This window comes from Mesobacillus sp. S13, from assembly GCF_020422885.1.
In the GTDB taxonomy this organism is placed as follows: Bacteria; Bacillota; Bacilli; order Bacillales; family Cytobacillaceae; genus Mesobacillus; species Mesobacillus selenatarsenatis_A.
Window position 1 is genome coordinate 1,293,804 of the sequence record NZ_CP084622.1, and the last position, 24,302, is coordinate 1,318,105.

At 44.8% G+C, this 24,302-nt stretch carries 24 protein-coding genes; 19 read left to right on the forward strand and 5 right to left on the reverse strand.

The features are described from left to right. Nucleotides 1-341: 341 nt before the first annotated feature. Nucleotides 342-1,628 (forward strand): M48 family metallopeptidase, encoded by a 1,287-nt coding sequence (locus LGO15_RS06530; protein ID WP_226087132.1) that lies wholly within the window; start codon nt 342-344, stop codon nt 1,626-1,628. A 133-nt stretch (nt 1,629-1,761) separates the two neighbouring features. Here the strand turns inward: LGO15_RS06530 and LGO15_RS06535 are convergent, their stop codons facing one another. Continuing rightward, nucleotides 1,762-1,998, reverse strand: coding sequence for an IDEAL domain-containing protein (locus LGO15_RS06535; RefSeq protein WP_167832109.1), 237 nt, complete (start codon nt 1,996-1,998; stop codon nt 1,762-1,764). Between the two features lie 190 nt (nt 1,999-2,188). On the opposite strand from LGO15_RS06535, the gene LGO15_RS06540 reads away from it, so the two are divergent. Beyond that, complete coding sequence (locus tag LGO15_RS06540; protein WP_167832110.1) at nt 2,189-2,761, forward strand: competence protein ComK; 573 nt, start codon at nt 2,189-2,191, stop codon at nt 2,759-2,761. Between the two features lie 12 nt (nt 2,762-2,773). Here the strand turns inward: LGO15_RS06540 and LGO15_RS06545 are convergent, their stop codons facing one another. Continuing rightward, on the reverse strand, nt 2,774-3,163 hold the full coding sequence (locus LGO15_RS06545; protein WP_167832111.1) for a YhjD family protein: 390 nt from the start codon (nt 3,161-3,163) through the stop codon (nt 2,774-2,776). A 246-nt stretch (nt 3,164-3,409) separates the two neighbouring features. Between LGO15_RS06545 and LGO15_RS06550 the strand changes: the two genes are divergently transcribed. The 6 genes from LGO15_RS06550 to LGO15_RS06575 all read left to right on the forward strand — a co-directional run bounded on the left by LGO15_RS06550 (nt 3,410) and on the right by LGO15_RS06575 (nt 11,682). Then, nucleotides 3,410-5,392, forward strand: a complete 1,983-nt coding sequence (locus tag LGO15_RS06550; protein WP_226087133.1) for a S9 family peptidase — start codon at nt 3,410-3,412, stop codon at nt 5,390-5,392. Between the two features lie 240 nt (nt 5,393-5,632). Beyond that, nucleotides 5,633-6,571 carry an LCP family protein gene (locus LGO15_RS06555; protein ID WP_167832113.1) on the forward strand — a complete coding sequence of 313 codons (939 nt, stop codon included), beginning with the start codon at nt 5,633-5,635 and terminating at the stop codon, nt 6,569-6,571. Between the two features lie 132 nt (nt 6,572-6,703). Then, a complete protein-coding gene (locus tag LGO15_RS06560; protein ID WP_167832114.1) occupies nt 6,704-7,321 on the forward strand; it encodes a TVP38/TMEM64 family protein in 618 nt (205 codons plus the stop codon). A gap of 37 nt (nt 7,322-7,358) precedes the next feature. Continuing rightward, nucleotides 7,359-7,913, forward strand: coding sequence for a signal peptidase I (gene lepB, locus LGO15_RS06565; protein WP_167832115.1), 555 nt, complete (start codon nt 7,359-7,361; stop codon nt 7,911-7,913). A 103-nt stretch (nt 7,914-8,016) separates the two neighbouring features. Beyond that, nucleotides 8,017-11,259 (forward strand): AfsR/SARP family transcriptional regulator, encoded by a 3,243-nt coding sequence (locus LGO15_RS06570; RefSeq protein ID WP_167832116.1) that lies wholly within the window; start codon nt 8,017-8,019, stop codon nt 11,257-11,259. Between the two features lie 18 nt (nt 11,260-11,277). Further along, on the forward strand, nt 11,278-11,682 hold the full coding sequence (locus tag LGO15_RS06575) for a VOC family protein (RefSeq protein ID WP_167832117.1): 405 nt from the start codon (nt 11,278-11,280) through the stop codon (nt 11,680-11,682). 28 nt (nt 11,683-11,710) lie between these two features. Here LGO15_RS06575 and LGO15_RS06580 read toward each other — a convergent pair whose 3' ends face one another. Beyond that, nucleotides 11,711-12,028, reverse strand: coding sequence for a hypothetical protein (locus LGO15_RS06580; protein ID WP_167832118.1), 318 nt, complete (start codon nt 12,026-12,028; stop codon nt 11,711-11,713). 100 nt (nt 12,029-12,128) lie between these two features. Beyond that, a complete protein-coding gene (locus tag LGO15_RS06585; protein WP_167832119.1) occupies nt 12,129-12,386 on the reverse strand; it encodes a DUF3949 domain-containing protein in 258 nt (85 codons plus the stop codon). A gap of 224 nt (nt 12,387-12,610) precedes the next feature. On the opposite strand from LGO15_RS06585, the gene LGO15_RS06590 reads away from it, so the two are divergent. From LGO15_RS06590 to LGO15_RS06640, 11 genes are all read left to right on the forward strand, one after another. Continuing rightward, a complete protein-coding gene (locus tag LGO15_RS06590; RefSeq protein WP_413231395.1) occupies nt 12,611-13,819 on the forward strand; it encodes a substrate-binding domain-containing protein in 1,209 nt (402 codons plus the stop codon). Nucleotides 13,820-14,070: 251 nt separating this feature from the next. Further along, on the forward strand, nt 14,071-14,844 hold the full coding sequence (locus tag LGO15_RS06595) for an ABC transporter ATP-binding protein (protein ID WP_167832120.1): 774 nt from the start codon (nt 14,071-14,073) through the stop codon (nt 14,842-14,844). After that, nucleotides 14,822-15,529 carry an ABC transporter ATP-binding protein gene (locus tag LGO15_RS06600; RefSeq protein WP_226087135.1) on the forward strand — a complete coding sequence of 236 codons (708 nt, stop codon included), beginning with the start codon at nt 14,822-14,824 and terminating at the stop codon, nt 15,527-15,529. Before LGO15_RS06595 ends, LGO15_RS06600 begins: the two co-directional genes overlap by 23 nt. A 17-nt stretch (nt 15,530-15,546) precedes the next feature. Beyond that, nucleotides 15,547-16,407, forward strand: coding sequence for a branched-chain amino acid ABC transporter permease (locus tag LGO15_RS06605; RefSeq protein WP_226087136.1), 861 nt, complete (start codon nt 15,547-15,549; stop codon nt 16,405-16,407). Nucleotides 16,408-16,414: 7 nt separating this feature from the next. Further along, nucleotides 16,415-17,425 (forward strand): branched-chain amino acid ABC transporter permease, encoded by a 1,011-nt coding sequence (locus tag LGO15_RS06610; protein WP_413231375.1) that lies wholly within the window; start codon nt 16,415-16,417, stop codon nt 17,423-17,425. Further along, nucleotides 17,422-17,604, forward strand: coding sequence for a hypothetical protein (locus LGO15_RS06615; RefSeq protein ID WP_167832123.1), 183 nt, complete (start codon nt 17,422-17,424; stop codon nt 17,602-17,604). Before LGO15_RS06610 ends, LGO15_RS06615 begins: the two co-directional genes overlap by 4 nt. A gap of 180 nt (nt 17,605-17,784) precedes the next feature. Further along, complete coding sequence (locus tag LGO15_RS06620; RefSeq protein ID WP_167832124.1) at nt 17,785-18,801, forward strand: 3-oxoacyl-ACP synthase; 1,017 nt, start codon at nt 17,785-17,787, stop codon at nt 18,799-18,801. Further along, complete coding sequence (locus tag LGO15_RS06625) at nt 18,801-19,703, forward strand: intracellular short-chain-length polyhydroxyalkanoate depolymerase (RefSeq protein ID WP_226087137.1); 903 nt, start codon at nt 18,801-18,803, stop codon at nt 19,701-19,703. The genes LGO15_RS06620 and LGO15_RS06625 overlap by 1 nt, the downstream gene beginning before the upstream one ends. A gap of 12 nt (nt 19,704-19,715) precedes the next feature. Then, entirely contained in the window at nt 19,716-20,456 is a 741-nt protein-coding gene (fabG, locus tag LGO15_RS06630; protein WP_226087138.1) for a 3-oxoacyl-ACP reductase FabG, read from the forward strand. Between the two features lie 554 nt (nt 20,457-21,010). After that, a complete protein-coding gene (locus LGO15_RS06635) occupies nt 21,011-21,346 on the forward strand; it encodes a hydrolase (protein WP_167832127.1) in 336 nt (111 codons plus the stop codon). 107 nt (nt 21,347-21,453) lie between these two features. Further along, complete coding sequence (locus LGO15_RS06640; RefSeq protein WP_226087139.1) at nt 21,454-22,965, forward strand: class I adenylate-forming enzyme family protein; 1,512 nt, start codon at nt 21,454-21,456, stop codon at nt 22,963-22,965. 143 nt (nt 22,966-23,108) lie between these two features. Here LGO15_RS06640 and LGO15_RS06645 read toward each other — a convergent pair whose 3' ends face one another. Continuing rightward, nucleotides 23,109-24,263: an MFS transporter gene (locus LGO15_RS06645; protein WP_226087832.1), complete on the reverse strand. Its 1,155-nt coding sequence runs from the start codon at nt 24,261-24,263 to the stop codon at nt 23,109-23,111. Nucleotides 24,264-24,302 lie beyond the last annotated feature (39 nt).

Consider the following 24,302-nt stretch of genomic DNA (forward strand, 5'->3'; position numbering starts at 1 on the left):
ACGGATTAATGAGGGTGACGATCGAGTCTAAAGACACCCTTATGCAAGGCAATCCTGCTCTATAAGGGTGCCGTTCAAAGCGGAAGACACCCTTATGCAAGGCAGTCCAGCCATACAAGGGAGCCGTTCAAAACGAAAGGAGCCCTTATGCAGGGCTGTCCATCCGTATAAGGGTGCCGTTCAATTTTTGGAGGAGCATATGCCTGAAATAGATTTGCGAACGGGGCTTTCGGATACATAGGCCTCCTTCCATTTCCCCCTCTCAACAATAACTTGTTCTATTTTTGGGACAAAGGATTAAAATAGTTATAGATATGGTTGTACGTAAAGGGGGAGAAGCTATGGCGAGAAAGATGGGTTTTTACGGTGTGGTCGCCTATGTGCTCTATGGTTTCGCGGTATACTGGTATTTATTTTACTTTGCAGATAGCAATCTTCCATTTGAGTTTGAGGGTTCGAGAGCTGACCCAGCCACATTCTTGAACGGAAGAGAGTTAATGCTGAGCGAGGAATACTCGAAAATCAGGAACTTATTGTTCTTTCTGTCCACACCCTTCGAGTGGCTGTTATACTTTCTGATTTTGCTGCTCGGGCTTTCAAAAGCTTTTAAGAAATGGGGAGAAGAGACGGCGAAGAATAAGTATGGCCAGAAGGCGATTTATGTGATTTGGCTTTCATTCTTTGCTTATATTGCGACTTTCCCGCTAAGTTACATTAGTTACACGCTATCGAAGACATATAATATCTCCACTCAGTCTTTTGCTTCCTGGATGAAGGATGAATTGATTGATTTCTGGATCAATTATGCCATGATGTTCGTGATTGTCATCGTCCTATACTGGCTGATGAACAAGTTCAAGAGATTCTGGTGGCTGTTTGCCTGGATGCTATCCGTTCCTTTCACTTTGTTCATCATGTTCCTGCAGCCGGTAGTGATTGATCCGCTGTACAATGATTTTTCTCCGCTGAAAAATAAAGAGCTGGAGTCTAAAATCCTGGAAATTGCGGGGGAGGCCAATATTCCGGCTGACCATGTATTTGAAGTGGATATGGCTGATAAAACTAATGCCCTGAATGCCTATGTGACGGCAATTGGGTCCAATTCAAGGATCGTTCTCTGGGATACGACATTGAACAGATTGAACGATGACCAAATTTTGTTCATAATGGCACATGAAATGGCCCATTATGTGGAGAAACATTTATATATCGGAATTGCCGGCTACTTGGTCCTTTCTTTATTCGGCCTGTACTTCGTTGCAAGACTGATGAATTGGGCAATCAAGCGATGGGGAAGGGAATTCAAGCTGGAGCATCCGGGCGACTTACGGTCGTTCCCGCTATTCCTAATGTTCCTCTCGATGATCATGTTTGCCTCAAGCCCGGTTTCGAATCTTGTATCCCGCTACCAGGAAACAAGGGCGGACCGGTATGCGATCGAAATGACGGACAATACTGATGCAGCGATAACTGCCTTCCAGGAACTGACGAAGGCAGGACTGAGCCAGGTCAATCCCCCATGGCTGGTAAAAGTTTTCCGCTACGGACATCCAACCATGCTGGAACGGATTTCCAGACTTGAAGATTATGAAGTGAAGAAGAGAAATGAACAGGAAGATGAATATTAAGCAAAGCCCATCAAAAAAGCCCTCGAAAAATGAGGGCTTTCTTTGATTTGAGATGCCTGTTTTTACATTCAACAAAAGCAAGCAGCCTTATTTCGCAATAATAAAATATCCCCTATATAGGGGATATCACTCATCAAGTACCGAATTGTTTGTTGAGATCTTTCAATTCTTCCGTCAAGGTTAAAAACAGGATTTTGTCTCGTTCATCGATTGCTTTATCAATTTTCGTCATCAATTTTTCTTTCTTGGTATTCAGCTGGATTTCGGAAATTAACATGTCAACATACAGGTCCAGAACAAAAGATTCCTTGGCTTTAATGCGTTTCATCACGCTGGCCTTCATGGTTTCAGAATACGATTTTTCTTTCACTGACCTCACCTCTTAGACCTTTTTTATATTATATGGAGTATTGAAAAGATAATCAACTAAATTTTTATAATTTTTAGAAAATTTATATTCAGACATTAAATGTGGCTAAAAATAGAACTTTTTATGTAATTAAAGAAAATTTCAACACTTATGGTAAAATAGGGTATGAGGTATATTAGGAGGTGAAGGAATGACAGGAAGTACAAAGAACTTAGTAGAAGAGTACGAAATAAATCCTTTTACCATGATAATTATTCCTGAAGAATACGGCAGCAGGATTTACTCCAGGGTGATCGAGCTGGAGGAGGAGTATTTATCCCCATTCAGACCAATAGATGTCGTCAAAAAAAGCTGTAAATATTTTGGAAGCAGCTACGAAGGCAGGAAAGAGGGAACGAAACAGCTTACCGGGATCACCCATAAAACCCCCATCATCATCGACCCTATAAGCTCCATTTATTTCATGCCAACAAGCTCACCTACAAAACAGGATTGCATTTGGGTTTCGCACGAGCATGTGTTATTCCATAAGAAGGTGGATGCCCACAGTACACAGGTTACCTTCAGGAATAAGAAAACCCTGATTCTTCCGGTATCCCATCATTCATTTGAAAACCAGCTGCTGAGGACATCCCTGCTTCGCACCAAATTTTTGCAGCGGATGAAAGAAACAGAACGTAAAGCACTATATCTGCTGCATGGCCCGAAGTACAGTGACTCGCAGGGGTATGGGAATCTCGTCAGTGAGGCATATAAAGACTGAAGAATCCGGTTATCAGCCGGATTCTTTTTGTTCTGCTGTCACTTTTTTGAATCGTTTGAAAAGGTAGTGGACCATTAGTTCCTGGACTTTGTTGCGGATTCGGGGATTGAAGTAGTTATGCTGTTCTTCGTAGCCTTTGTAGATGAAGAGGAACATGGTGAAGGCGTCATCCCGTTTTACTTCTTCAACCTTAAGGTTATTCTTTTTGAGGTAGTTTTTTACAATGGAGAGCTCTTTCTGGACTTCTTTCATTGTTTCTTCAATTAGTTCCAAATAAGGCTTTTTTAATTTAAATGGGCTATTTTCGACGACAGAAAGATCCCGATTGAGCACGACCAGTACCATCGGCAAATAGATGGCCTGCTCCATAATATCGCGGTCTTTTTCAGGAATCCTTGTCATTTTATTCTGTCCCTTCAACATAAAATAAGAACATTTGTTCGTAATTATCGTACCGGATTTTGAAGAGGATTTCAAGAGGGTAAAAAAATTTCTCCTTTCTATCATCTTCTCCAAAACAAAAGGAAAATTGCAGTAATGGTGTGAAGTCGGCTTTTTTCTGAAAAAGATATTGATAAAAGCAGGAGATTTATTTCTATTATCGAAATATAAAGAGAATAATTTAACTTTGGAAGGATGGCTCCCGAGATGGAAAAAAGATTTATTAAAGCAGAGGATTTATTTGAATTAAAGTCCGTTACTGACCCTCAGTTTTCTCCTGATGGAACGAAGTGTGTGTTTGTTCAGACGGAGATGCTGGAGAGCAAGAATGATTATGCCTCTAATTTATACATAATTGACATTGAAGAAGGCGGAGAACCGAAGCAATGGACTTATGGGGAATACCGCAACCATTCCCCAAGATGGTCACCAGATGGATTGAAACTGGCTTTCGTTTCAAACCGCAGCGGCAAGAACCAGATTTTTGTTCTCGATGCTGCAGGCGGGGAAGCGAAGCAGGCTACAGACTTCAGGAATGGAGCAAATGGTCCAGTCTGGTCTCCGGATGGATCCAGGATTGCCTGTTCCGTATCCTTGAAGCCTGACGAGAATTTGCATGAAAAAGCAGAAGAAAAGAAGGACGACAAAAAGCTGGAACCATTCGTGGCTGAGGAAATGAAATATAAATCAGACGCAGTTGGTTTTTGGGACGGCAAGTATAAAACGACTATCATTGTGAATCTTGCAGACGGAAAGGCAGAAGCAGTAGCAAAAGGTGAAGTGGACTACCATCTGCAATGCTGGTCTCCTGATGGCAAAAGCCTTGTATTAAGTGCTGATGAGTCTTCTGAACGCGATTTTTCATTCAAAAGTGATTTGTGGCTGATGGACATTGATACAGGTAATAAGACGAAGCTGACGAATGGTACAGGCTACTTCGGGAACGCTGTATTTTCACCTGATGGAAAGTACCTTGGCTATACGGGGCATGAGCGAGAGTATGAGAATGCAACGCTGACCCAGCTTTGGGTAAAGGACCTCCAGACTGGAAGCAACCAATGCGTGACGGAGAACATGGATATTCTTGTTGGCGACGCTGTTGCAGCAGACTTCCAGCAGGGAACTCATAGTCCTGGATTGATCTGGGGAGAAGATGGCAGAAGCCTTTATTTCCTTGCTACCGACCAGGGAAACACTGTGATATATTTTGCGAATCTTGATGGCGAAGTGTATCCGGCTCTTCTTGACCAGCAGCATGTGTATGGCTATACTCTTGACCGTAAAAAACAGAGAGTCATTGCAGCTATCAGCAATCCAGTGCTGCCGGGAGAATTGTTCCAGCTTGAAGTCACAACTGGTGAGATGAAACAGCTGACCTCCGTGAACGAAAAGCTATTGGAGTCAGTCACTTTATCGAAGCCTGAGCAAATTTCTTTCGATGCAAGTGACGGTACCCCGCTTCATGGCTGGATCATGAAGCCTGCTGGATATGAAGAAGGAAAGAAATATCCGTTGATTCTTGAAATTCACGGGGGACCGCATGCCATGTATGCCAACTCATATTTCAATGAATTCCAGGTCCTGGCGGCTGAGGGCTATGCAGTCCTTTATATCAATCCGCGCGGCAGCCATGGCTATGGCCAGCAATTCGTCAATGCTGTTCGCGGCGACTATGGCGGCGGAGACTATCAGGATGTGATGGACGCTGTGGATTACGCACTGGAACATTGCGATTTCATTGACAAGGAACGATTGGGCGTGACCGGCGGGAGCTATGGCGGATTCATGACAAACTGGATTGTCGGGCATACTGACAGGTTCAAAGCTGCCGTCACTCAGCGTTCGATCTCGAACTGGATCAGCTTTTATGGTGTCAGTGACATCGGCTACTATTTTACAGAGTGGCAGATCCAGGCTGATCTCAGCGATTTGGAAACATTATGGAAGCATTCTCCTATCGCATATGTGGATGAAATCAATACACCATTATTGATTCTTCATAGCGAAAAGGACTATCGCTGCCCGATTGAACAGGCAGAGCAGCTTTTCATCGCCCTGAAAAGACAGGGGAAGGAAACAAAGTTCATCCGGTTCCCTGAGTCTAACCATGAGCTTTCAAGAAGCGGCAAGCCTAATCTGCGCCTGAGCAGGCTGGCCTCGATTGTTGATTGGTTCAATAGCCATCTTTAAAAAGCCTTACCCGCGGCAAGCACTGCCGTGGGTTTATTTTTTTTGAAAATTTCTCCAGAGAAGTTTAAGGTTATAGGTAAAGAAGGAAAATAGTAATAAAGTAATGAAGTATTATATTTAGATGAAGCTGATTTTATCATCACCCAGAATGGTCATGAATCAAAACAATGCAAAAGCAACAAGTTAACAAAAAAGACTTAATAAGTTTTAATCAATATCCAAATCGGAAGGATTTTTCTAATGAGATATGAAAGACACCAGCACAAGAAAAGAAAAAAGAGGATCAGGTGGTCAAGTATTTTTCTGCTGCTATTCCTTCTGGTCGGAGCACTTGCTTTATATTCCTTTATGCAGTTCCGTTCAGGCGTAAATAAATCGGAAAAGGCAGTGGAAGAAAACAAGCAGGAGTATCATTTCAATGGCGAGAGAGACCGCAATGGTCTGACGAATATCCTGTTGATTGGCAGCGATGCACGAGGAAAGGAAACTTCGCGTTCAGATACGATCATGATTGCCAGTTATAATCCAGATACAGAGTCTTATAAACTAACTTCTATCATGAGGGATACGTATGTGGATATCCCCGGACATGGAAGTAATAAAATCAATGCAGCGTTTGCATTTGGGGGTCCGGAATTATTAAGGCAGACAATTAAGGAGAATTTTGATGTCAGCCTCCAGTATTATTCAATCGTTGATTTTGAAGGGTTTGTCCGTCTGATTGATGAAGCATTCCCCGCGGGTGTTGAAGTCGATGTTGAAAAGAGAATGTCAGAGGGAATTGGGGTCACACTCGAACCGGGTGTCCAGAAACTGGATGGGCAACATCTTCTTGGGTATGTCCGGTTCCGCCATGATGCAGTAGGTGACTTTGGACGAGTTGAACGTCAGCAAAAAGTTATAAAGGAAGTTGGAAAGGAGTTTGCCAGCATCCAGACATTGCCGAAACTTCCTAAATTGGTAGGAGTTCTTACTCCGTTTATCAATACGAATATGGATACAGGCGATATCCTATTCATGGGAAAAGGGTTGATTTCTAAGGATAATCGGAATATCGATACAATGAGGATACCCGTTGAAGGTTCATTTGAAAATCAGAGGGTAAGCGGTGCGGGTGCCGTCCTGGTGATAAACATGGAAGAGAATAGGAATGCGCTGGAGGAATTTTTAACTCAGTAGCTAACTTGGTAAAAACTCCCCAAGATAAAAATAGAGGTGTACAATTATTTCTGAGAGGTAAATAGGATAAGGGGATCAAAACCTTGTTGTTCAGGGTTTTGATTACCGAGTTACTTGGACAAGGAGATTTCAATGGATGTTGAATTGATGAAAGAATGGTTTACAATCGAAAACATTATGGATTTGCTCAACCAATATCGTTCATTTGGGCCGATCCCCGGAATTCTTCTGCCAATGCTAGAGGCGTTTTTGCCATTCCTGCCATTGTTTTTATTTGTCATGGCGAATGCGAACGCGTTTGGGCTGTGGCTAGGATTTCTTTTTTCCTGGATTGGAGCCGTTTTGGGTGCTTTGCTCGTTTTCTTGATTTTTCGCAGGTATGGCCAGGGACGGATTTTAAGGTTTTTACAGCGTCACCCCAAAGTCCAGAAGGGGATGAGTTGGATAGAACGCCACGGGTTTGGCCCGATATTCCTGTTGCTGTGCTTTCCCTTTACTCCATCTGCCCTCGTCAATATTGTTGCAGGGCTTTCGAAAATAAGCATGGCCCAATATATGCTTGCAGTGATAACAGGGAAAATGGTGATGATCTTTACCATCAGTTTCGTAGGATATGATATTCGTTCATTGATCACTAATCCGGCGCGGACTGCGATCGTTCTCGCAGTAATTGCGATTCTGTGGTATATCGGCAAAAGAATTGAAGTAAAAATGAATATGAGTGTTGGAAATGACGATAATGACAGATAGCAGGGTTTAACAGGATAAAAGGTGGTGAAGGAAGCGGATGAAAGAAATCGTGAAAAGGGAAGGGCTTGAATGGATCAAGGCTTTTGCTCTCGGAATGATCATATTTATCTTTATTAGGATTTTCTTTTTTTCCAATTATGTGGTTGAAGGGGAATCGATGCTTCCTACATTGGAAGATGGGAATAAAGTCGTTGTCAATAAGCTTGGCTATGAGGCAGAAAATCTCGAACGATTTGACGTGATTGTCTTCCATGCGAATAAGGAAGAAGACTTTGTGAAGAGGGTCATCGGCATGCCAGGCGATAAAGTTGAATATCGAGAGGATATGTTATTCATCAACGGCAAAAAGGTGAAGGAGCCCTTTTTAAAGCAGTATCGTGAACAATCCCCTGTGGGCTACTTGACGGGCGATTTTACACTTCAGGACTTAACCGGGGTTGAAAGAGTGCCCGAAGGAAAATTGTTTGTCCTTGGCGATAACCGCCTTGGAAGCTGGGACAGCAGGCAGTTTGGTTTCATTTCGGAAAAGCAAGTGGTTGGCAAGGTTAATCTTAGATACTGGCCACTTGAGGAAATGGATGTATCGTTCTGACCATACATATAGAGAAGAGGGAAGACTCGTCAATTTTCGAGTCTTTTTTTATTTTGTTTATGTTAGACTAAAATCACTATTATAAAAACAGGGCGGAGATTACATGCAGGGAACATTGCCATTGATCAAAACAAAATTACTTGTTCCTGGTTTGCAGGAACAATGGATAAGGCGAGCAAAATTATCGAGAAAAATGAAAGCGATTTCCGAAAAGCCGCTGACCATCATCCAGGCGGGCGCTGGCTATGGAAAGAGTACGGCTCTGGCCTTGCATGTCAAAGATCAGAAACAGACATGCTCTTGGTATACAATCACTTCTTCCGATGATGATATTCTTCCGTTCCTATCCTATTTGACAGCCTCGATTCAAACCTTGTTCCCGGATTTTGGCCACGAGTTAATACCATATATGAAAAAAATGGACCGATACATTAGGGAAGAAGAGCTTAGCATGCTCTCTTCGCTTTTCATCAATGAGGTACTCCAGATACCTGAACAAATCGTTGTCATTTTAGATGATTTCCACGCAATCGAACATTCCTACCATATCAATGTCTGGATGGAGAAACTGCTGGAACATATGCCGAGCCATCTTCATCTGGTCATTTCAACCAGGACGAAGCCTGGTTGGAAAGTGCTGGCTAAGTTAAGGGCTAAAAATGAATTGAATGAAATTTCGAAGGCTGATTTGATTTTTGGCAAAGAGGAAATCGAGCTGCTACTATCTGATTATTATCAGCTTGCCATCAGTGACGAACAGATCGACCAGTTGTATCAAATTACAGAAGGATGGGTCATCGCAATCGGAATGATCGCCCAGCAGCTTCCTCACCTGCAAAGCCTGGATGATCTCCTGGCAGAGCCGGCAAAGTCGCTAGAGGATTTATTTCAATACCTGGTTTATGAAGTGTTTTCGAAACAGCCTCCAATGATCCAGCAATTCCTTGAACAGACAAGCATCTTTGAGGAAATAAGTACGGATATTTGCGATCACATCCTCGGAATGAACGGTTCCATCCAGATGCTCCAGCAGTTGACTGCGAAAAATCTGTTCATCCAGCAGATTGGTGACAGCCAGTTCAGGTATCACGCCCTTTTTCGCGAATTCCTCGAGACCAGGCTGATCACAAGCCAGCCTGGTCAATACAGGGTATTGATGATGAACAGTGCCCATTATTTTGAAAAAAAAGGGCAGTGGGAAGAGGCATTATATTGTTACGAGAAAATTGGCCAATACAGCGCTGCTGCAGCGATTATGGACGAACAGGGGTTGGAGCTTCTTGAAATGGGCAAGCTCGAGAATCTGCAGGAGCGGCTCGCAAAAATCCCCGTCGAGGATAAAAGCCGCTATTGTTCCCTTTTATTTCTTGAGGGAGAGGTGTACCGTTATCGGTCATTGTACAAGCAAGCGGAAGCATGTTATGAACAGGCGATACAGGCAGCTGACAGAATGGGAAAGGCAGAATGGAAAAGCAAGGCCCTTGAAGGCAAAGCAAAAATTTATCTTGATACAATCCAGCCGCTTAAAGCTGAACGAATTTTGGCTCAGGCAATTGAGCTTCGGGAAGAGGCGATGCTTGATGCTGCAGCGGAGGAAACGGGAAGGCTGTACCGCCTTCTTGCTGAAAACCTGATCAATTCCGGGCAGGCATTGAAGGCTGAAAGGTGGATTGAACGGGCAAGGTCGATGGGAGTCCATATTGAGGATGGAAACCTGGAAGCCCGGTTATATTTGAGGACCGGCCGATTTCAAGAAGCAAGAAGGATTTTAACGGATGCCAAGGCGACAGGCCATCTAGATGAAAAACTGCATTTGCCGCAATCACACAGGGAGACCGACCTGCTGCTGGCATTGATTGAAGCTTTTACAGGCAATGGCATGCAAGCAAAGACTTTATCTCAATCAGGGATTCAGAATGGAATTGATATCCAAGCTCCATTTGTGGAAGCTTGCGGATGGATCAGGATGGGCCATGCAGTCCAATTGATTGAACAATATGATCTGGCTCTTGCTGAAAAATGCTATGAGACGGCACTTGATATCATGGGTCGCCTGAGCATTGAGCGCGGGAAGGCCGAACCGCTGATGGGCCTGTGCATTCTTTATGGCTCAAGGCGTGAATTCGAAAGGGCTTCTGAGGCTGGAAGGAAGGCGCTGCTTGAAACAGAACAGGTGAAGGATGTATGGCTTTCAGCGCTTATTACACTCTGCCTGGCGATTGCGTCAATTTACAACGACAGACGCAAGGAGGCGATCGAGAACCTTCATAAAGCAGAAGGGCTGATCAATCAGTGTGGTGATGAATTTGGCAGGATGCTGCTGTCATTTTGGAAGTCCTATTATTATTTTTCAGTAAATGAAGATGAGGAGTCCAAAACAGCATTTTCAAGCTTCTTAAAATTGATGAAGACAGGAAGGTATGAATTTTTCCTGAAAAAGCGGACGACATTTGGGCCGAGGGACTTGCAAGTGTTCGCCCCTATGCTCATAGAAGCGGTAAAGCAATCCGTAGCTCCTGGATATGCCGAGAAGCTGTTGGAGGATTTGAAGATCCCCCGCTTGAGTGCCCATCCAGGCTATACATTAAGGGTCCAAACGCTTGGCCAATTCCGGCTCTGGCTTGGAGACAGGGAAGTGGAGGATAGGGATTGGCAAAGAGGGAAGGCGAAAGAGCTATTCCAGCTATTCTTGACAAAGAGAAGCCAGTTCCTGATGAAGGAGGACATATTCCAGATTCTTTGGCCAGCCCATGAGGAAAAGAATGCAGACCGAGATTTTAAGGTTGCCCTGAATGCCTTGAATAATGTTCTGGAGCCTGCACGAAAAGCGAGGTCCACCCCGTTTTTCATTGTCAGGGAGGGAACGGGATACGGAATGAACCCCCAGGCAGCAATCGAGCTCGATTCACGTATATTCGAAGAATGGGCAGAAGCCGGCCTGGAAGAGAAGAACACCGAAAAATCAATGGAGGAACTGGAACGCGCCTTGAATTTATATAACGGGGATTATCTTCCTGAAAGAAGGTATGAGGACTGGTGCCTCAATGAACGGGAGCGGCTGCTTGTTTACTTTTTGCGGGGGGCGGAAAAACTGGCGCAGCTGAATGTAAGACGTGAAAACTATGATTCTGCCATTCATTGGTGCCAAAAAATCCTCCACAGGGACAGAACATGGGAGGAAGCCTATCGATTGCTGATGTTTTGTTATTATCGGAAAAACAATCGTCCGCAAGCCATACGCTGGTATAAAAAATGCAGTGAAGTGCTAGAGGAAGAGCTGGGAGTCACCCCGCTGGAACCAACAAAGCATATGTATGAGATGATTATTGAAGGACAAAATCAATAGACTTACAGGAGGTATGGAATGGAGACAACTAAAAGACAGATTCATAGTTCATTGAAGGTTTTATTGGTATCGGACCTGGAAAAATCGCGGAAGTTTTACAGTGATGTATTAGGCTGTGAGGTCACGGACTGGTGGGCCATCCGTGATGGATTTTCAGGGCTGGCAATAAAACTGTTAGAAGCCAGCGACCCTAAAGAAGTGAGGCCTAATCCGCCGGCAGCAGGGGATCAGCAGGGATTCGATCTTTATTGCTATGTAGAAGATTGGAATTCGCTTGATGAGTTATACCATGAATTCAAGGAAAAGGGGGCGCATATTGCCATCGAGCCACGGGTTGATGAAAATAATGGTCCCTGGAAGGAGTTTGCCGTCAAAGACCTTGATGGCTATTGCATTGCTTTTGGCGGAACAGACGGCTTTTGAATTGGAACTTTTGCAACCTTTTATTGCCTTAAGCCACAGTTAAAATGGTGTCAAAATAACTCTTCAGGATCAGCCATCTTGCAGGATAGGTGATAGCAAAATCCTTTATAGATTCATTTGAGTACATCAGCAGGCAATCGATCTGCTTTTTATGGAGTTTTAGATCATAGAGCAGGGCGTGTGGAATCGTATAATGCTCGTTCAGCTGATATGGATTTAATTTTACAGGCTGAATTCTCTCTTTCTTCATGAAATCAAGCATCAGGTTTTGCTGTATTTCAGCACTTTTATTATCGGCTTGTCCGTTTATATGAATCTTTTCATTGATCAAATAGATTCCCATCATAGATATCCCCTCCATGCTTTAGGCAGTTTAGTAACGTTATTGCCATAAACATTGGAGGGGATACTATTTTATCCGGAACTTTTAGCTAAAAAAGTCCATTTTACCGATGTCGGTACTTAAAAATCAATCCTGCAATGATATTTCCCGGTATGAACAAAATATTCGATTGCAGGTTCATATGAAGGATTTCTTCCTGCACAGGCATTTCCTCGTACATTTGACTTTGTGAAAGCTGCTTCTTTTTCTTTATTTCTTCCATTCTTTTGATATATCTGTACTGGATTGGAACCATGATAGCAGTGGTAATGATCAATGGCAGTGTGAAAAGGATAAGAATAAACCAAAATACAGAATCCATCGAAGTTGTCCCCCTTTTTATGTATCTCTCTATACGGAATACGCCTCTTTTTGGTTTTGCTTTAAACTGTATTTTAGAACTACAACAATTAATCTCCAGCGTGATGTAACTCATTTGTAACTGGCATTCTTTAAGATGATGTCAAAGCTTGTGGGCTTTGGAATACCATTTTTAAAGGGGGAAAGGAAATGAAAGCTGGTCAGCGGAATTTTGTTTTATCTTTTATGCTTATTTTGGTCCTGTTGTTTACAAGTGCCTGCAGTGGATCGGGGACAGAAAAGTCAGGAGGCACTGAAGGGAAAGAAGGAAACGATGAACCGAAGAACACCGAACCGATCAAGATTGGGGTGCTGGCTTCACAGACAGGCGGACTTGAGGCTTATGGGAAGCAGACTCTTCGCGGATTCGAGCTCGGCCTTGAATACGCAACTAATGGAACAAATGAAGTAGCGGGCCGTAAAATACAATTCATAGTTGAAGATACAGAAACCAAACCTGAGGTAGCCGTCCAGAAAGCGACTAAACTTCTTGAAGAGGATGAAGTAGACTTCCTTGTCGGATCTTCAAGCTCAGGTGACACGCTGGCAGTCCTGCCATTGGCTGAGGAATATGAAAAAATCATGATCGTCGAGCCGGCTGTAGCGGACAGCATCACAGGCTCTGAATTCAATGAATATATCTTCCGCACAGCGCGTAACTCTTCTCAGGATGCTGTTGCGGGTGCAGCTGCAATTGCCAAAGATGGCGTGAAAATCGCCACTCTTGCACCGGATTATTCTTTTGGCCGCGATGGCGTCGCAGCCTTCAAAGAAGCGGCAGAAAAGCTGGGCGCGGAGATCGTCCATGAAGAATATGCAGATCCTGCTGCAACTGACTTCACTTCGAACATCCAGAAAATCATCGACCAAAAACCGGATTACTTATTTGTCGTCTGGGCTGGAGCGAATTCTCCTTGGAACCAGATTTCAGATATGAAGGTCCAGGAAAAAGGAATCAAAATTTCCACAGGTGCTCCTGATATCGCAGCACTTGCAACGATGGAGCCGCTTGTCGGTATGGAAGGCTTCACAGTCTATTATCATGATCTCCCGCAAAATGATATCAATAAATGGCTTGTTGATGAACATAAAAAGCGCTTTAACGGTGAGCTTCCAGATCTATTCACGCCAGGAGGCATGACAGCCGCGATGGCAATTGTCGAAGCTTTGAAGAAAACAGAGGGTGACACGGATTCCAAGAAATTAATCAAGACAATGGAAGGAATGAGCTTTGATTCACCGAAAGGCAAAATGACCTTCCGTGAAGAGGATCATCAGGCACTCCAAGCATTATACGCAATCAAATTGGAGAAAAAGGATGGGGTTGACTATCCAGTTCCAGTCCTGATCCGCGAGCTCTCTCCAGAAGAAACAGCTCCGCCGATCCGGAATTAATAAGAAAAATAAGAAAGTATAAAATCACCTGGAGAGCTGTCCAGCTCCAGCGCCTAGCCCCTCGAGACGCTTCGGTCCTGCCAATGAAGTCAAAGAACGACTTCACTGCCAGGCCCTCCAGCGCTTGTCGGGGCTGTACAAGGCGCTTTCGCTCCAAATATCATAATGAACTTCGGTAACCTAGCCGAAGTTCATTATGCTTTTACTAAATCGGGTGCAAAGGCGTAATTCAATCAAGGGTGGTGAAGTAGATGACGGCAATTATCGAGACGAAAGACCTCAGCATTACATTTGGCGGCCATACCGCCGTAGATTCTGTCAGCATTTCCGTTCCGCATAATCATTTCAAATCAATCATCGGTCCAAACGGTGCCGGAAAAACGACTTTCTTCAACCTGTTAAGCGGACAGCTCGTGCCGACAAAGGGACAGGTCATGTATAAAGGCAATGACATCACAAAGCTTTCTCCAACCAAAAGGACGAGGGCCGGAATCGGAAGGTCCTTCCAGATCACCAATGTCTTCCCAAATTTGACGGTAATCGAAAATGTCCGTCTTGCAGTCCAGTCACATGAAGGGGTCCGCTTTCAGATGCTCAGGCATTTCCGTTCTTTTAAAAAGTTTGAGGAACAGGCAGTAGAGTGGCTGAAACTGGTCTTGCTTGATGGCAAGAAGGATGCGTTAGCGAGGAACCTTGCCCACGGTGAAAAAAGGAAGCTGGAAATAGCGATGCTGCTGGCTTTGAACACCGAAGTGCTGCTGCTTGATGAACCGACGGCAGGCATGTCACTGGAAGAGGTTCCGGCAATCCTGGAGGTAATCAGGAAAATCAAGGAGCGTGGCGACCGGACGATCATTTTGATTGAACACAAAATGGATATGATCATGGATCTTTCGGATTCGATCATGGTTTTATTCAATGGTGCTCTGCTCGCCGATGGGACACCGGAGGAAATCATGAAAAATGAAACGGTCCAATCTGCATATTTGGGAGGTTTGCATAGTGAGCACGCTGCTGAAGCTTGACCAGGTGGAGACATTCATAGGTCAGTATCATATCCTTCAAGGCATCTCTTTTGAAGTGCCAAAGGGGGAGGTTACCGTACTGCTTGGACGGAATGGTGCCGGAAAAACAACGACGCTGAGAACAATCATGGGACTGAACCCGGCTGCTAAAGGTACGGTTCATTTCAAAGGTGAAGAAATCAAGAGCCTGCCAACCTATACGATTGCCAATAAAGGCATCGGTTATGTTCCAGAAGATCAGGGGATTTTTGCCGGCTTGAGCGTAGAGGAAAATATAAAGGTAGCAATCAAAACAGAAAATGATGAAACGAGGCAGCGTTTGGATTGGATTCTTGAGCTTTTTCCTGATTTGAAAAAATTCTGGAAGAAACCGGGCGGGCTTTTGAGCGGCGGCCAGAAGCAGATGCTTTCTATCGCAAGGGCATATGTCAATGACAATGAACTGCTGTTGATCGATGAACCAAGCAAAGGCCTCGCTCCGATTGTTGTGGAAAAGGTGATGGAGTCGATTCAGCAAATGAAGGATAAGACAACAATCATCCTTGTGGAACAAAATTTCATGATGGCCAGCTCAATAGGCGATAGCTTTTACATTATCGATGATGGCAGGACGGTTTCGAATGGCTCGATGAACCTCCTTCGTGAGGACGAAGAAATGAGAAGGAAATATCTCGGTATTGCTTAGGAAAGGGGGAAGCAAGAGTGGATGTATTGATTAATTTAAGCCTTAACGGCCTTGCCACAGGAATGCTGATTTTCCTCCTGGCAGCCGGTCTTACCTTGATTTTCGGCCTGATGGATGTGCTTAATTTTGCCCATGGCGGTTTGTTTGCCTGGGGTGCCTACAGCGGCATTTGGATATATTCAACAACAGGCAGCTTTTTTGCCGGGATCATCGGCGCCATCCTGACGGGCATGATCCTTGGAATTGTCACCGAGCGGTGGATCATCAAGCCGGTTTACGGCAACCATGTCCAGCAAATATTGATCACGCTTGGTCTGATGCTTGTTTTATCAGAGATGTTAAAAGTGGTATGGGGACCTAATCAGATTTCAGCAGCAACCCCTGATTACCTATCTGGCAGCTGGGAGTTTGGCGGGATCATCATCATCAAATACCGAATTTTCATCATTGCGGTAGGATTTGCCGTATTCCTCGCTGTTCAATATTTGCTTAAAAAGACAAAAATCGGCCTTGTCGTCCGCGCCGGGGTAATGAACAAGGAAATGGTCCAATCACTTGGTGTCAACATCCAGAGAGTGTTCATGTTCGTGTTCATGATTGGAGCTGGAATGGCGGCACTTGGCGGAATGCTTTTAGGACCATATTCAGGCGTGATTTATGCGGATATGGGCATGGAGTTCGCGATTCTTGCATTCATCGTGGTGGTCATTGGCGGAATGGGCAGCTTTACAGGATCGGTAATGGCCGCCATCTTAGTTGGCCTGTCAGGTTCATTCATGGCCTATTATGTTCCAGACCTCGCTTTGGCTGCGAACATGCTGCTGATGGCCGTCGTGCTTATTTTCAGGCCGCAGGGCTTATTCGGAGTAAAGGGGTGAGAAGAGGATGACAAGAATGTTTTCAAATCGCATGAACATCTTATATTTGATTGTCGCCGGGTTCCTGGCAGTACTTCCGTTTGTCTACGATTCTAGAAGCATGCTCATCCTGCTCTCCCAGGTGTTCATTTTTGCTGTACTGGCGATGAGCTACGACATCCTGCTTGGATACACCGGCATCGTCTCGTTCGGCCATGCGATGTTCTTCGGGATCGGCGCGTATACAGTAGGAGTCTTCATGAAGAGGTTTGAACCCGAAACAAGCTACTTCCTTCTGGCAGTACTCTTCACGATTATACTGACTGCTATCGTAAGTTATTTTGTCGGACTTTTGACATTGCGTTTGAAAAGCCATTTTTACGCAATGCTGACCATGGCATTCGCCGGATTGTTCTTGGTACTCGCTGAAAAATGGCGGACCGTAACTTATGGAAATGACGGCTTCACCTTCAGGGTTCCGGACTTCCTTAAGGACAGGACTGATTTCTATCTGATTTGCCTTGGTTCGATGGTTCTGGTTTTTATTTTATTAAAAAGGTTCACCAATTCCCCGCTTGGAAGAGTTCTTCAGGCAATCAGGGAAAATGAGCAGCGTACAGAATCGCTTGGGTATAGTGTTTTACAATATAAAGTCATTGCCAGTGTCGTCTCGGGAGTGATCGCTGGGATTGCGGGGATTTTATATGCTGTTTCCTTAAGGTTCGTTAACACGAGTGTTTTTACAATGGATATCACGCTGGATGCCTTGCTGATGACGATCATCGGAGGAGTCGGGACGCTGGTCGGTGCCATCATCGGTGCGGGAATCATTGAGTTTTCCCATCACTGGCTGACTGAGTTGGCAAAGGTTCATTGGATTTTTGAAAGATGGATCATCTTTTTCGGCATCATTTACATCCTTGCAGTCATGTTCTTCCCTCAGGGGATTGTCGGTTCGCTGCAAAAGCTGAAATTGAGAAAGAAAAAGAAGATTGAGGTCACGGTTGATTCAGAGACAGTAAGCCAGGGAGAGTCATGATGGAAACAAAGCAAGTTACTTCATTCGTACTCCGCTTCCAGCTCACGGACATCGAAAGTGACAGCGGCAGAAAATACTGGAGGGTCAAGGTAACCCATGTGCAGGAAGAAAAAGAAGCAGTGTTTGATTCTTTAGAGTCTGCAATGGAATTTATCAAAGGAATTGTCGGAGAATCATAGTACGGGTTTTCTTTTAAGTATGAACTTTTGCACTTAGATTAGTGTCTAGCTCCAGCGCCTACCCCCTCGAGGTCGCTTCAGTCCTGCCAATGAAGTCTAAGAACGACTTCACTGTCAGGCCCTCCAGCGCTTGTCGGGGCTGACCAAGGCGCTTGCGCTTTTCTTATAGGAGGAACCAAGATGCAGATTGGCATTGTTAGTACGGGAATCTACCTTCCTGAAAATTTTGTCACAGGAGCAGAAATTGCTTTGTTGGCAGGAATTCCCGAACCTGTTGTGGAAGAAAAAATGGGAATCAGGAAAAAGCCGGTGCCAGGGCCGGAAGACCATACATGTGAAATGGGAATCAAGGCTGCGAGGATAGCATTGGAAAAAGCGGATCTGGATCCGCTGGATATCGACCTTGTCATCTATATTGGCGAGGAATACAAGGAGTACCCATTATGGACTGCCGGCATCAAATTGCAGGAGGAAATCGGTGCAAGAAATGCCTGGGCCTTCGACACGGCCTTAAGATGCGGAACGACTGTGATGGCTCTTAAGCTGGCGAAGGGAATGATGGCCTCTGATCCAGCAATCAATACCGTCCTCCTCGCCGGAGGCTACCGAAATGGTGATTTCATAGATTACCAGAATCCGAGAACAAGGTTCATGTACAATCTCGGAGCGGGCGGCGGTGCGATTATCTTGCAAAAGGGCCATCAGGAAAACATTCTTCTCGAAACAGAAATGATTACGGATGGTTCTTTTTCCGAGGATGTCGTCGTCGTTGCCGGGGGAACAAAAAATCCGATTTCAGCAGAAAGCCTGGCACAAGGCCTGTATCAGTTGGATGTCCTCGATCCGAAGGGAATGAAGGAGCGGCTCGAACAAAAGTCGATGGCCAATTTTTTAAAAGTCATCCGTCGGTCCGTGGAGAAAAGCGGTTTTTCCGAGAAGGACATCGCCTACATTGGAATGCTTCACATGAAACGGTCGGCTCATGAATTTGTATTGAGGGAGCTGGGGCTAGAGGGCGAAAACTCCATCTACCTGGAAGACTATGGGCACATCGGACAGATTGACCAGATCCTGTCTCTGGAATTGGCAGAAAAGGCAGGAAAATTAAAGGACGGAGACGTTGTCGTCCTAGTCAGTGCCGGCATCGGCTATGCATGGGGAGCAACGACTATTGTTTGGGGGAAGGGCGTGTTGTAATGGAAAAAACGGCAGTTGAATTGAAGAAGGTTGACTTGCCAAATGGGGAAACAATCGCGTATAGGGAACGGGACGGCGGAACTAAAAATGTACTACTGGTCCATGGCAATATGACATCATCTAAGCATTGGGATTTGTTGATTGATGGAATCGCCCCTGAATATAAAGTATATGCGATAGACCTGCGGGGATTTGGCGAGTCCAGCTATCATCAGCCAGTCATGTCGATCAAGGATTTTTCCGATGATGTAAAAATGTTTGTCGATGAAATTGGGCTGAAGGATTTTTCACTTGTTGGCTGGTCAACAGGAGGAGCGGTAGGAATGCAGTTTGCCGCTGATTACCCTGGCTATTGTGAAAAGCTTGTGCTGCTCGCTTCGGCATCCACAAGAGGATATCCGTTCTTCGGCACAAGTGCGGAAGGGCTGCCTGATGTGAATAATAGGCTGGTTACTTATGAGGAAGTTAAGGAAGATGCTGGTAAAACGTTAGCCGTCCAGAGTGCTTACGACCAGCAAAATAGAGGATTTCTAAAGGCGATGTGGAATATCTTGATTTATACCGATCGTCAACCGGAAGAGCGGCATTATGACGAGTATGTTGATGATATGCTCTCGCAGCGCAATCTGGCTGAAGTCTACCATTCTCTTAATACTTTTAACATCAGTGCTTTAAATAATGGCTTGAAGGATGGTACTAATCAGGTAAAGGACATCCAGATTCCTGTGCTTGTGCTCCGGGGTGACCGGGATCTCGTTGTCACTGAGAGAATGGCAGATGAGATTGTAGAGGACTTTGCTGGACGTGCAAAGTTTGTGGTATTGAAGGATTGCGGTCACTCTCCATTAGTGGATGACCTGGATCAGTTGTTGCAGCATATCGAAGGATTTTTAGCAGAGTAGGAAGGTGTTTTTATGAGATTGAAAGATAAAGTAGCGATTATTACAGGGGCAGCGAACGGAATCGGGCTCGCTGCAGCTAAAACTTTTGCCAGTGAAGGCGCAAAGGTTGCCATGGCGGACTTTGACGAGGAGACAGGATCCAAACGTGCGGCAGAACTTTCAGCAGAAGGCCATGACGTTGTATTTTTCCAGGTGAATGTCGCCGACAGATCCAGTGTGGATTCGCTGGTCCAAAATGTTCTTGGCCATTTTGGCAAAATTGACATTTTAATAAATAATGCAGGCATCACCAGGGATGGAATGCTGCATAAGCTTGCGGCCGAGGACTTTCAGAAAGTCGTTGATGTCAACCTGACGGGTGTATTCAATTGTGCCCAGGCGGTTGTTCCGGCAATGGTCCAGCAAGGTTCAGGCAGAATCATCAATACATCCTCCGTTTCCGGCATATACGGCAATGTAGGCCAGACAAACTACGCAGCCACCAAAGCAGGAGTCGTTGGGATGACGAAAACATGGGCGAAGGAACTCGGCCGCAAAGGAATCAATGTCAATGCAGTCGCTCCGGGATTCATCGAAACAGGGATGACCGCTGCGGTGCCGGACAAGGTGATTGAACAAATGAAAATGCTCGTTCCGCTGGGAAGGTTTGGTTTGCCAGAGGACATCGCACATGCCTACTTATTCCTCGCCTCAGACGAGTCAAAATATGTTAACGGCACCACCCTCCATGTCGATGGCGGGATCATGATGTAAGAATAAAAAGCGCAAGCGCCTCGTCCAGCCCCGACAAGCGCTGGAGCTGGATCACGATAAAAAGCGCACTTGCTGCGCTTCTTTATTTTGGGTTGGAAAGGTAACGGGGATTATAATTCCTTCAACAGGGATTAAATGTGTCTCAACGGGGATTAAAGCTACGGCAAAGGGGATTAATATGGCTTTAACGAGGAATAAATGCTGCAACCGTTAAATAATTTATCCCAACCGTTTAATAATTTGAGTCAACCGTTAAAATAAATCCAGTAACCGTGAAAATCCTCCCAACTGGTATTAATGCCGATCTAACTGGTATTAAAACTGTCCTAACTGGTAGTAATATGGGCGCAACTGGAATTAAAACCTTCTCAACTGGCATTAAATCTCCCATAACTGGTATTAAACCTAACTGATCCCATGCACTTGGCCAAGCTCACACTAAAAACCGGATAATAAAATGTTCATCTCCCTTTTTGAGTTCACCGATATTCACTTTATGGTTAATTTCCCTCCAAAAGTGGTAAATGGTATTAAAAAAGGATGAGGTGCTGTTCATGGAAGAAACAAAGCAGAAGTACTACTTTAATATAGAAAGCGGCGAGGTGCTCGACACGCCAGCTGAACCTGAGGGCCATTTATTCACGTTGTTTGCAACCGGTGAGGAAATCAAGGATTTGCGGGAGTATCTCACCGAGAACTATAAAGCGGATTGGGCCACTTACGGGAATTCCCACCTTCACCCTTTTACAGATCCAGACCGTGAGCATGCGGATTATGACTTTGCGATGAAGGAAATTTACGCGATGGTCTACAAACTGGGTGATGCCGAAGCAAGGAATCATGTGAAAAGTATGGAGATCTTTACAGAAGACGAGTTGAAGGGTATATAAACTTTTGACACCATGGCGGATGCTGTGGTGTTTTTTGTTGATGTAACTATCCTGTAACTCCCATCTCCTAAAATGAATTCATCAAGACAAGAGAAGGAGAGATTGCGGTGAGGTGGGAGCTCGACTGGCTTGGATCGAGAGCGGGATTGACACCGGATGCAGTTGCGATTGCCGATGCAGGGACGGATCAGGAGTGGTCATACAGGGAAGTCAATGATCGGGCTAAAGCAATCGCGGTGTGGCTAGGTGAAAAGGGTGTCAAAAAAGGAGACAGGGTTGCGCTGCTTGCGCCGAACGGAATCAGTTACTTTGATTTGCTGTTTGCCTGCGGGAAGATTGGCGCCATTTTTGTGCCGCTGAACTGGAGGCTGTCCCTCGATGAGTTGGCATATATAATAAAGGACTGTGAGCCCAGGCTGCTGGCGTTCCATTCCAATTTTACAAAAGAAGTGACGATGATTTGGGATGAAGAAGACCGTTGCATTCAAATCAATGGTTCACGATACGGGCAGTTGCTTGACGTAACAGTTGGCCAGCTGGATGCAGAAAAAGTGGCGGAAGAAGATCCGCTGGCGATGATTTATACAGGAGGGACGACCGGAAAGCCAAAAGGAGCGGTTTTGTCACATCGCGCCATCATTTGGAACAGCATTTCGACGATCGCCAGCTGGAATCTGACGAATGAAGACAGAACGGTGACATATTTACCATTATTCCATACGGGAGGATTGAACGCCCTTTCCATTCCAATCCTGATGGCCGGAGGCACCGTCGTCCTGGCCAATGATTTCACACCTGAAAGTGCCATTAGGAACTTAATCGAGCATAGTTGCACAATCGTCCTGTTTGTACCGACAATGCATCATATGTTAGTGAAATCCGATCTTTTCCAGAAGACGGAATTTGAGGATTTAAAGCTGTTTTTATCAGGAGGTGCGCCGTGCCCGCTTGAAATTTATGAAGCATACAAACAGAAAGGCATCGCCTTCAAGGAGGGGTATGGACTGACAGAGGCCGGCCCGAATAATTTTTACATAGATCCTTCAGAGGCAGATGTAAAAAGGGGCTCAGTCGGTAAGCCAATGCTTTTCCATAATATCAGGATCCTGGATGAAACCGGTATAGAGGTCAGAGAGGATATGGTCGGTGAACTCGTCATTCAAGGGAATCATGCATTTTCTTATTACTGGAAAAATAAAAACGCGACCGAAGACACCTTGAAGGACGGCTGGCTCCATACAGGTGACCTGGCGAAGAGGGATAAAGATGGATATTACTACATTGTCGGCAGGAAAAAAGAGATGATCATCACAGGCGGTGAAAATGTATTTCCACTCGAGATCGAACACTGGCTTTGCTCACATCCATCCATCCAGGAGGCGGCGGTCATCGGGGTGGCAGATGATAAATGGGGTGAAGTAGTAACGTCCTATATTGTCCTTGAAGAAGGAGCAGCTTTATCTGAAGGGGATGTTAAGCAATATTGCAAACAAAAACTCGGCAGCTATAAAGTCCCTAAAAACATTTATTTTATCAGTCAAATGCCGAAAACACATGTCGGGAAAATCGACAAGAAACTGTTGAAGGAAATGGCAAGTAAAAAGAAGCCAGTCAGCTGAAATATAATGTGATTTTAAGGAATAAACAGCCATGAGTCATAAATATATCAGGATACTAAGGAATAAGTGACCACAATTACGGAATATATCAATTTTTCAAGTTCAGGGAAAAGTTTACTTACCAAAAACATAAAAAAGGCATTTCAGCCAGCGTTCGCTGACTGGAGTGCCTTTTTTTGAATCAAAATGCAAATCACTATATTAAGAAAGAAGAATGAAGATAACAGAATCATCACTCCGCTGAATGGCAACAGGGCTGCAACTGGCGGAGCGAGGCTAGCTCCTGTCAGCAGGATAAAAGAATAAAGTGACAACGCTTTGGCACGCTGGCTGCTCCCGTAAAACCCAATCAAGGTAATGACGGTCGGGATCACCAGTGAAATCGAAGAAACAAAAAAGATGGAGAAGATGATCAGTGCTCCGGTAGAATGAAAGAAAAGCAGCAGGAAGGCGCTTATAGACCCAATGGCCAAACCAAACATCATTGTGCGCAGCTCTCCCCAGCGATCGATCAGTTTGCCTGTGAAAAGGGAAAGGGAAGCGCCGATCAAACCAACAAGCCGGATCATCAGCAGGTCTGATTCAGGACCATCAAAAAAGCGGCCAATACCATCATAGAAGGCAATTATCGCAAATAACAGCGAAAAAGTAATCATATAGCATTTCATCAAAACAGGCTCTTTTAACAATTGAAAAAAGCTTTTCCATACAGGCTTGCTTTCCGTCGTTTGGGTCGGTGATTCTTTCAACAGGAAAAATGCAGCTGAAAATAGAATGAAATAGACTGTCGAGAAGAAGTAGAAAACGCTGTTCCAGGAAAAAACATCTGCTAAGAAGGCACTGGCAACCTGACCAAAGATCCCGGCGATTAAGAATCCTGTATTAATCAGCACAACCAGGATCGTTCTTTGCCGAAAATTGAATACATCATAGGAGTAGGCAAATGCAACAGAAGCGAAAGTAGCAAGCGTGATTCCCTGCAGTGAGCGGGCAAACCACAAAGTGAGGGATCCGGCAGAGAATCCGACTGCCAGTGTCGTCAAAGCAGAGGCCAAAAGCCCGAACACAAGAATTTTTCGTCTGCCTGTGATATCGGAAATCGGTCCGAATGACAGTAGTCCGCAGGCATAGAAGAAAGTGAACAGACCTCCTGCGAGGACTACGTGGGATTCAGCGATTAACAAGTCATCTGCCAGGACCGAATAAATTGGAATCAATGTATAGATATTGCTTGCGACCATGATGGCACAAAGTGTCAGAAGAATGGAAGCCTTTTTAAAAAAGGACATGGATTTCATGTATATCACCTGCCACCACCAACATATGCAGGCACCACA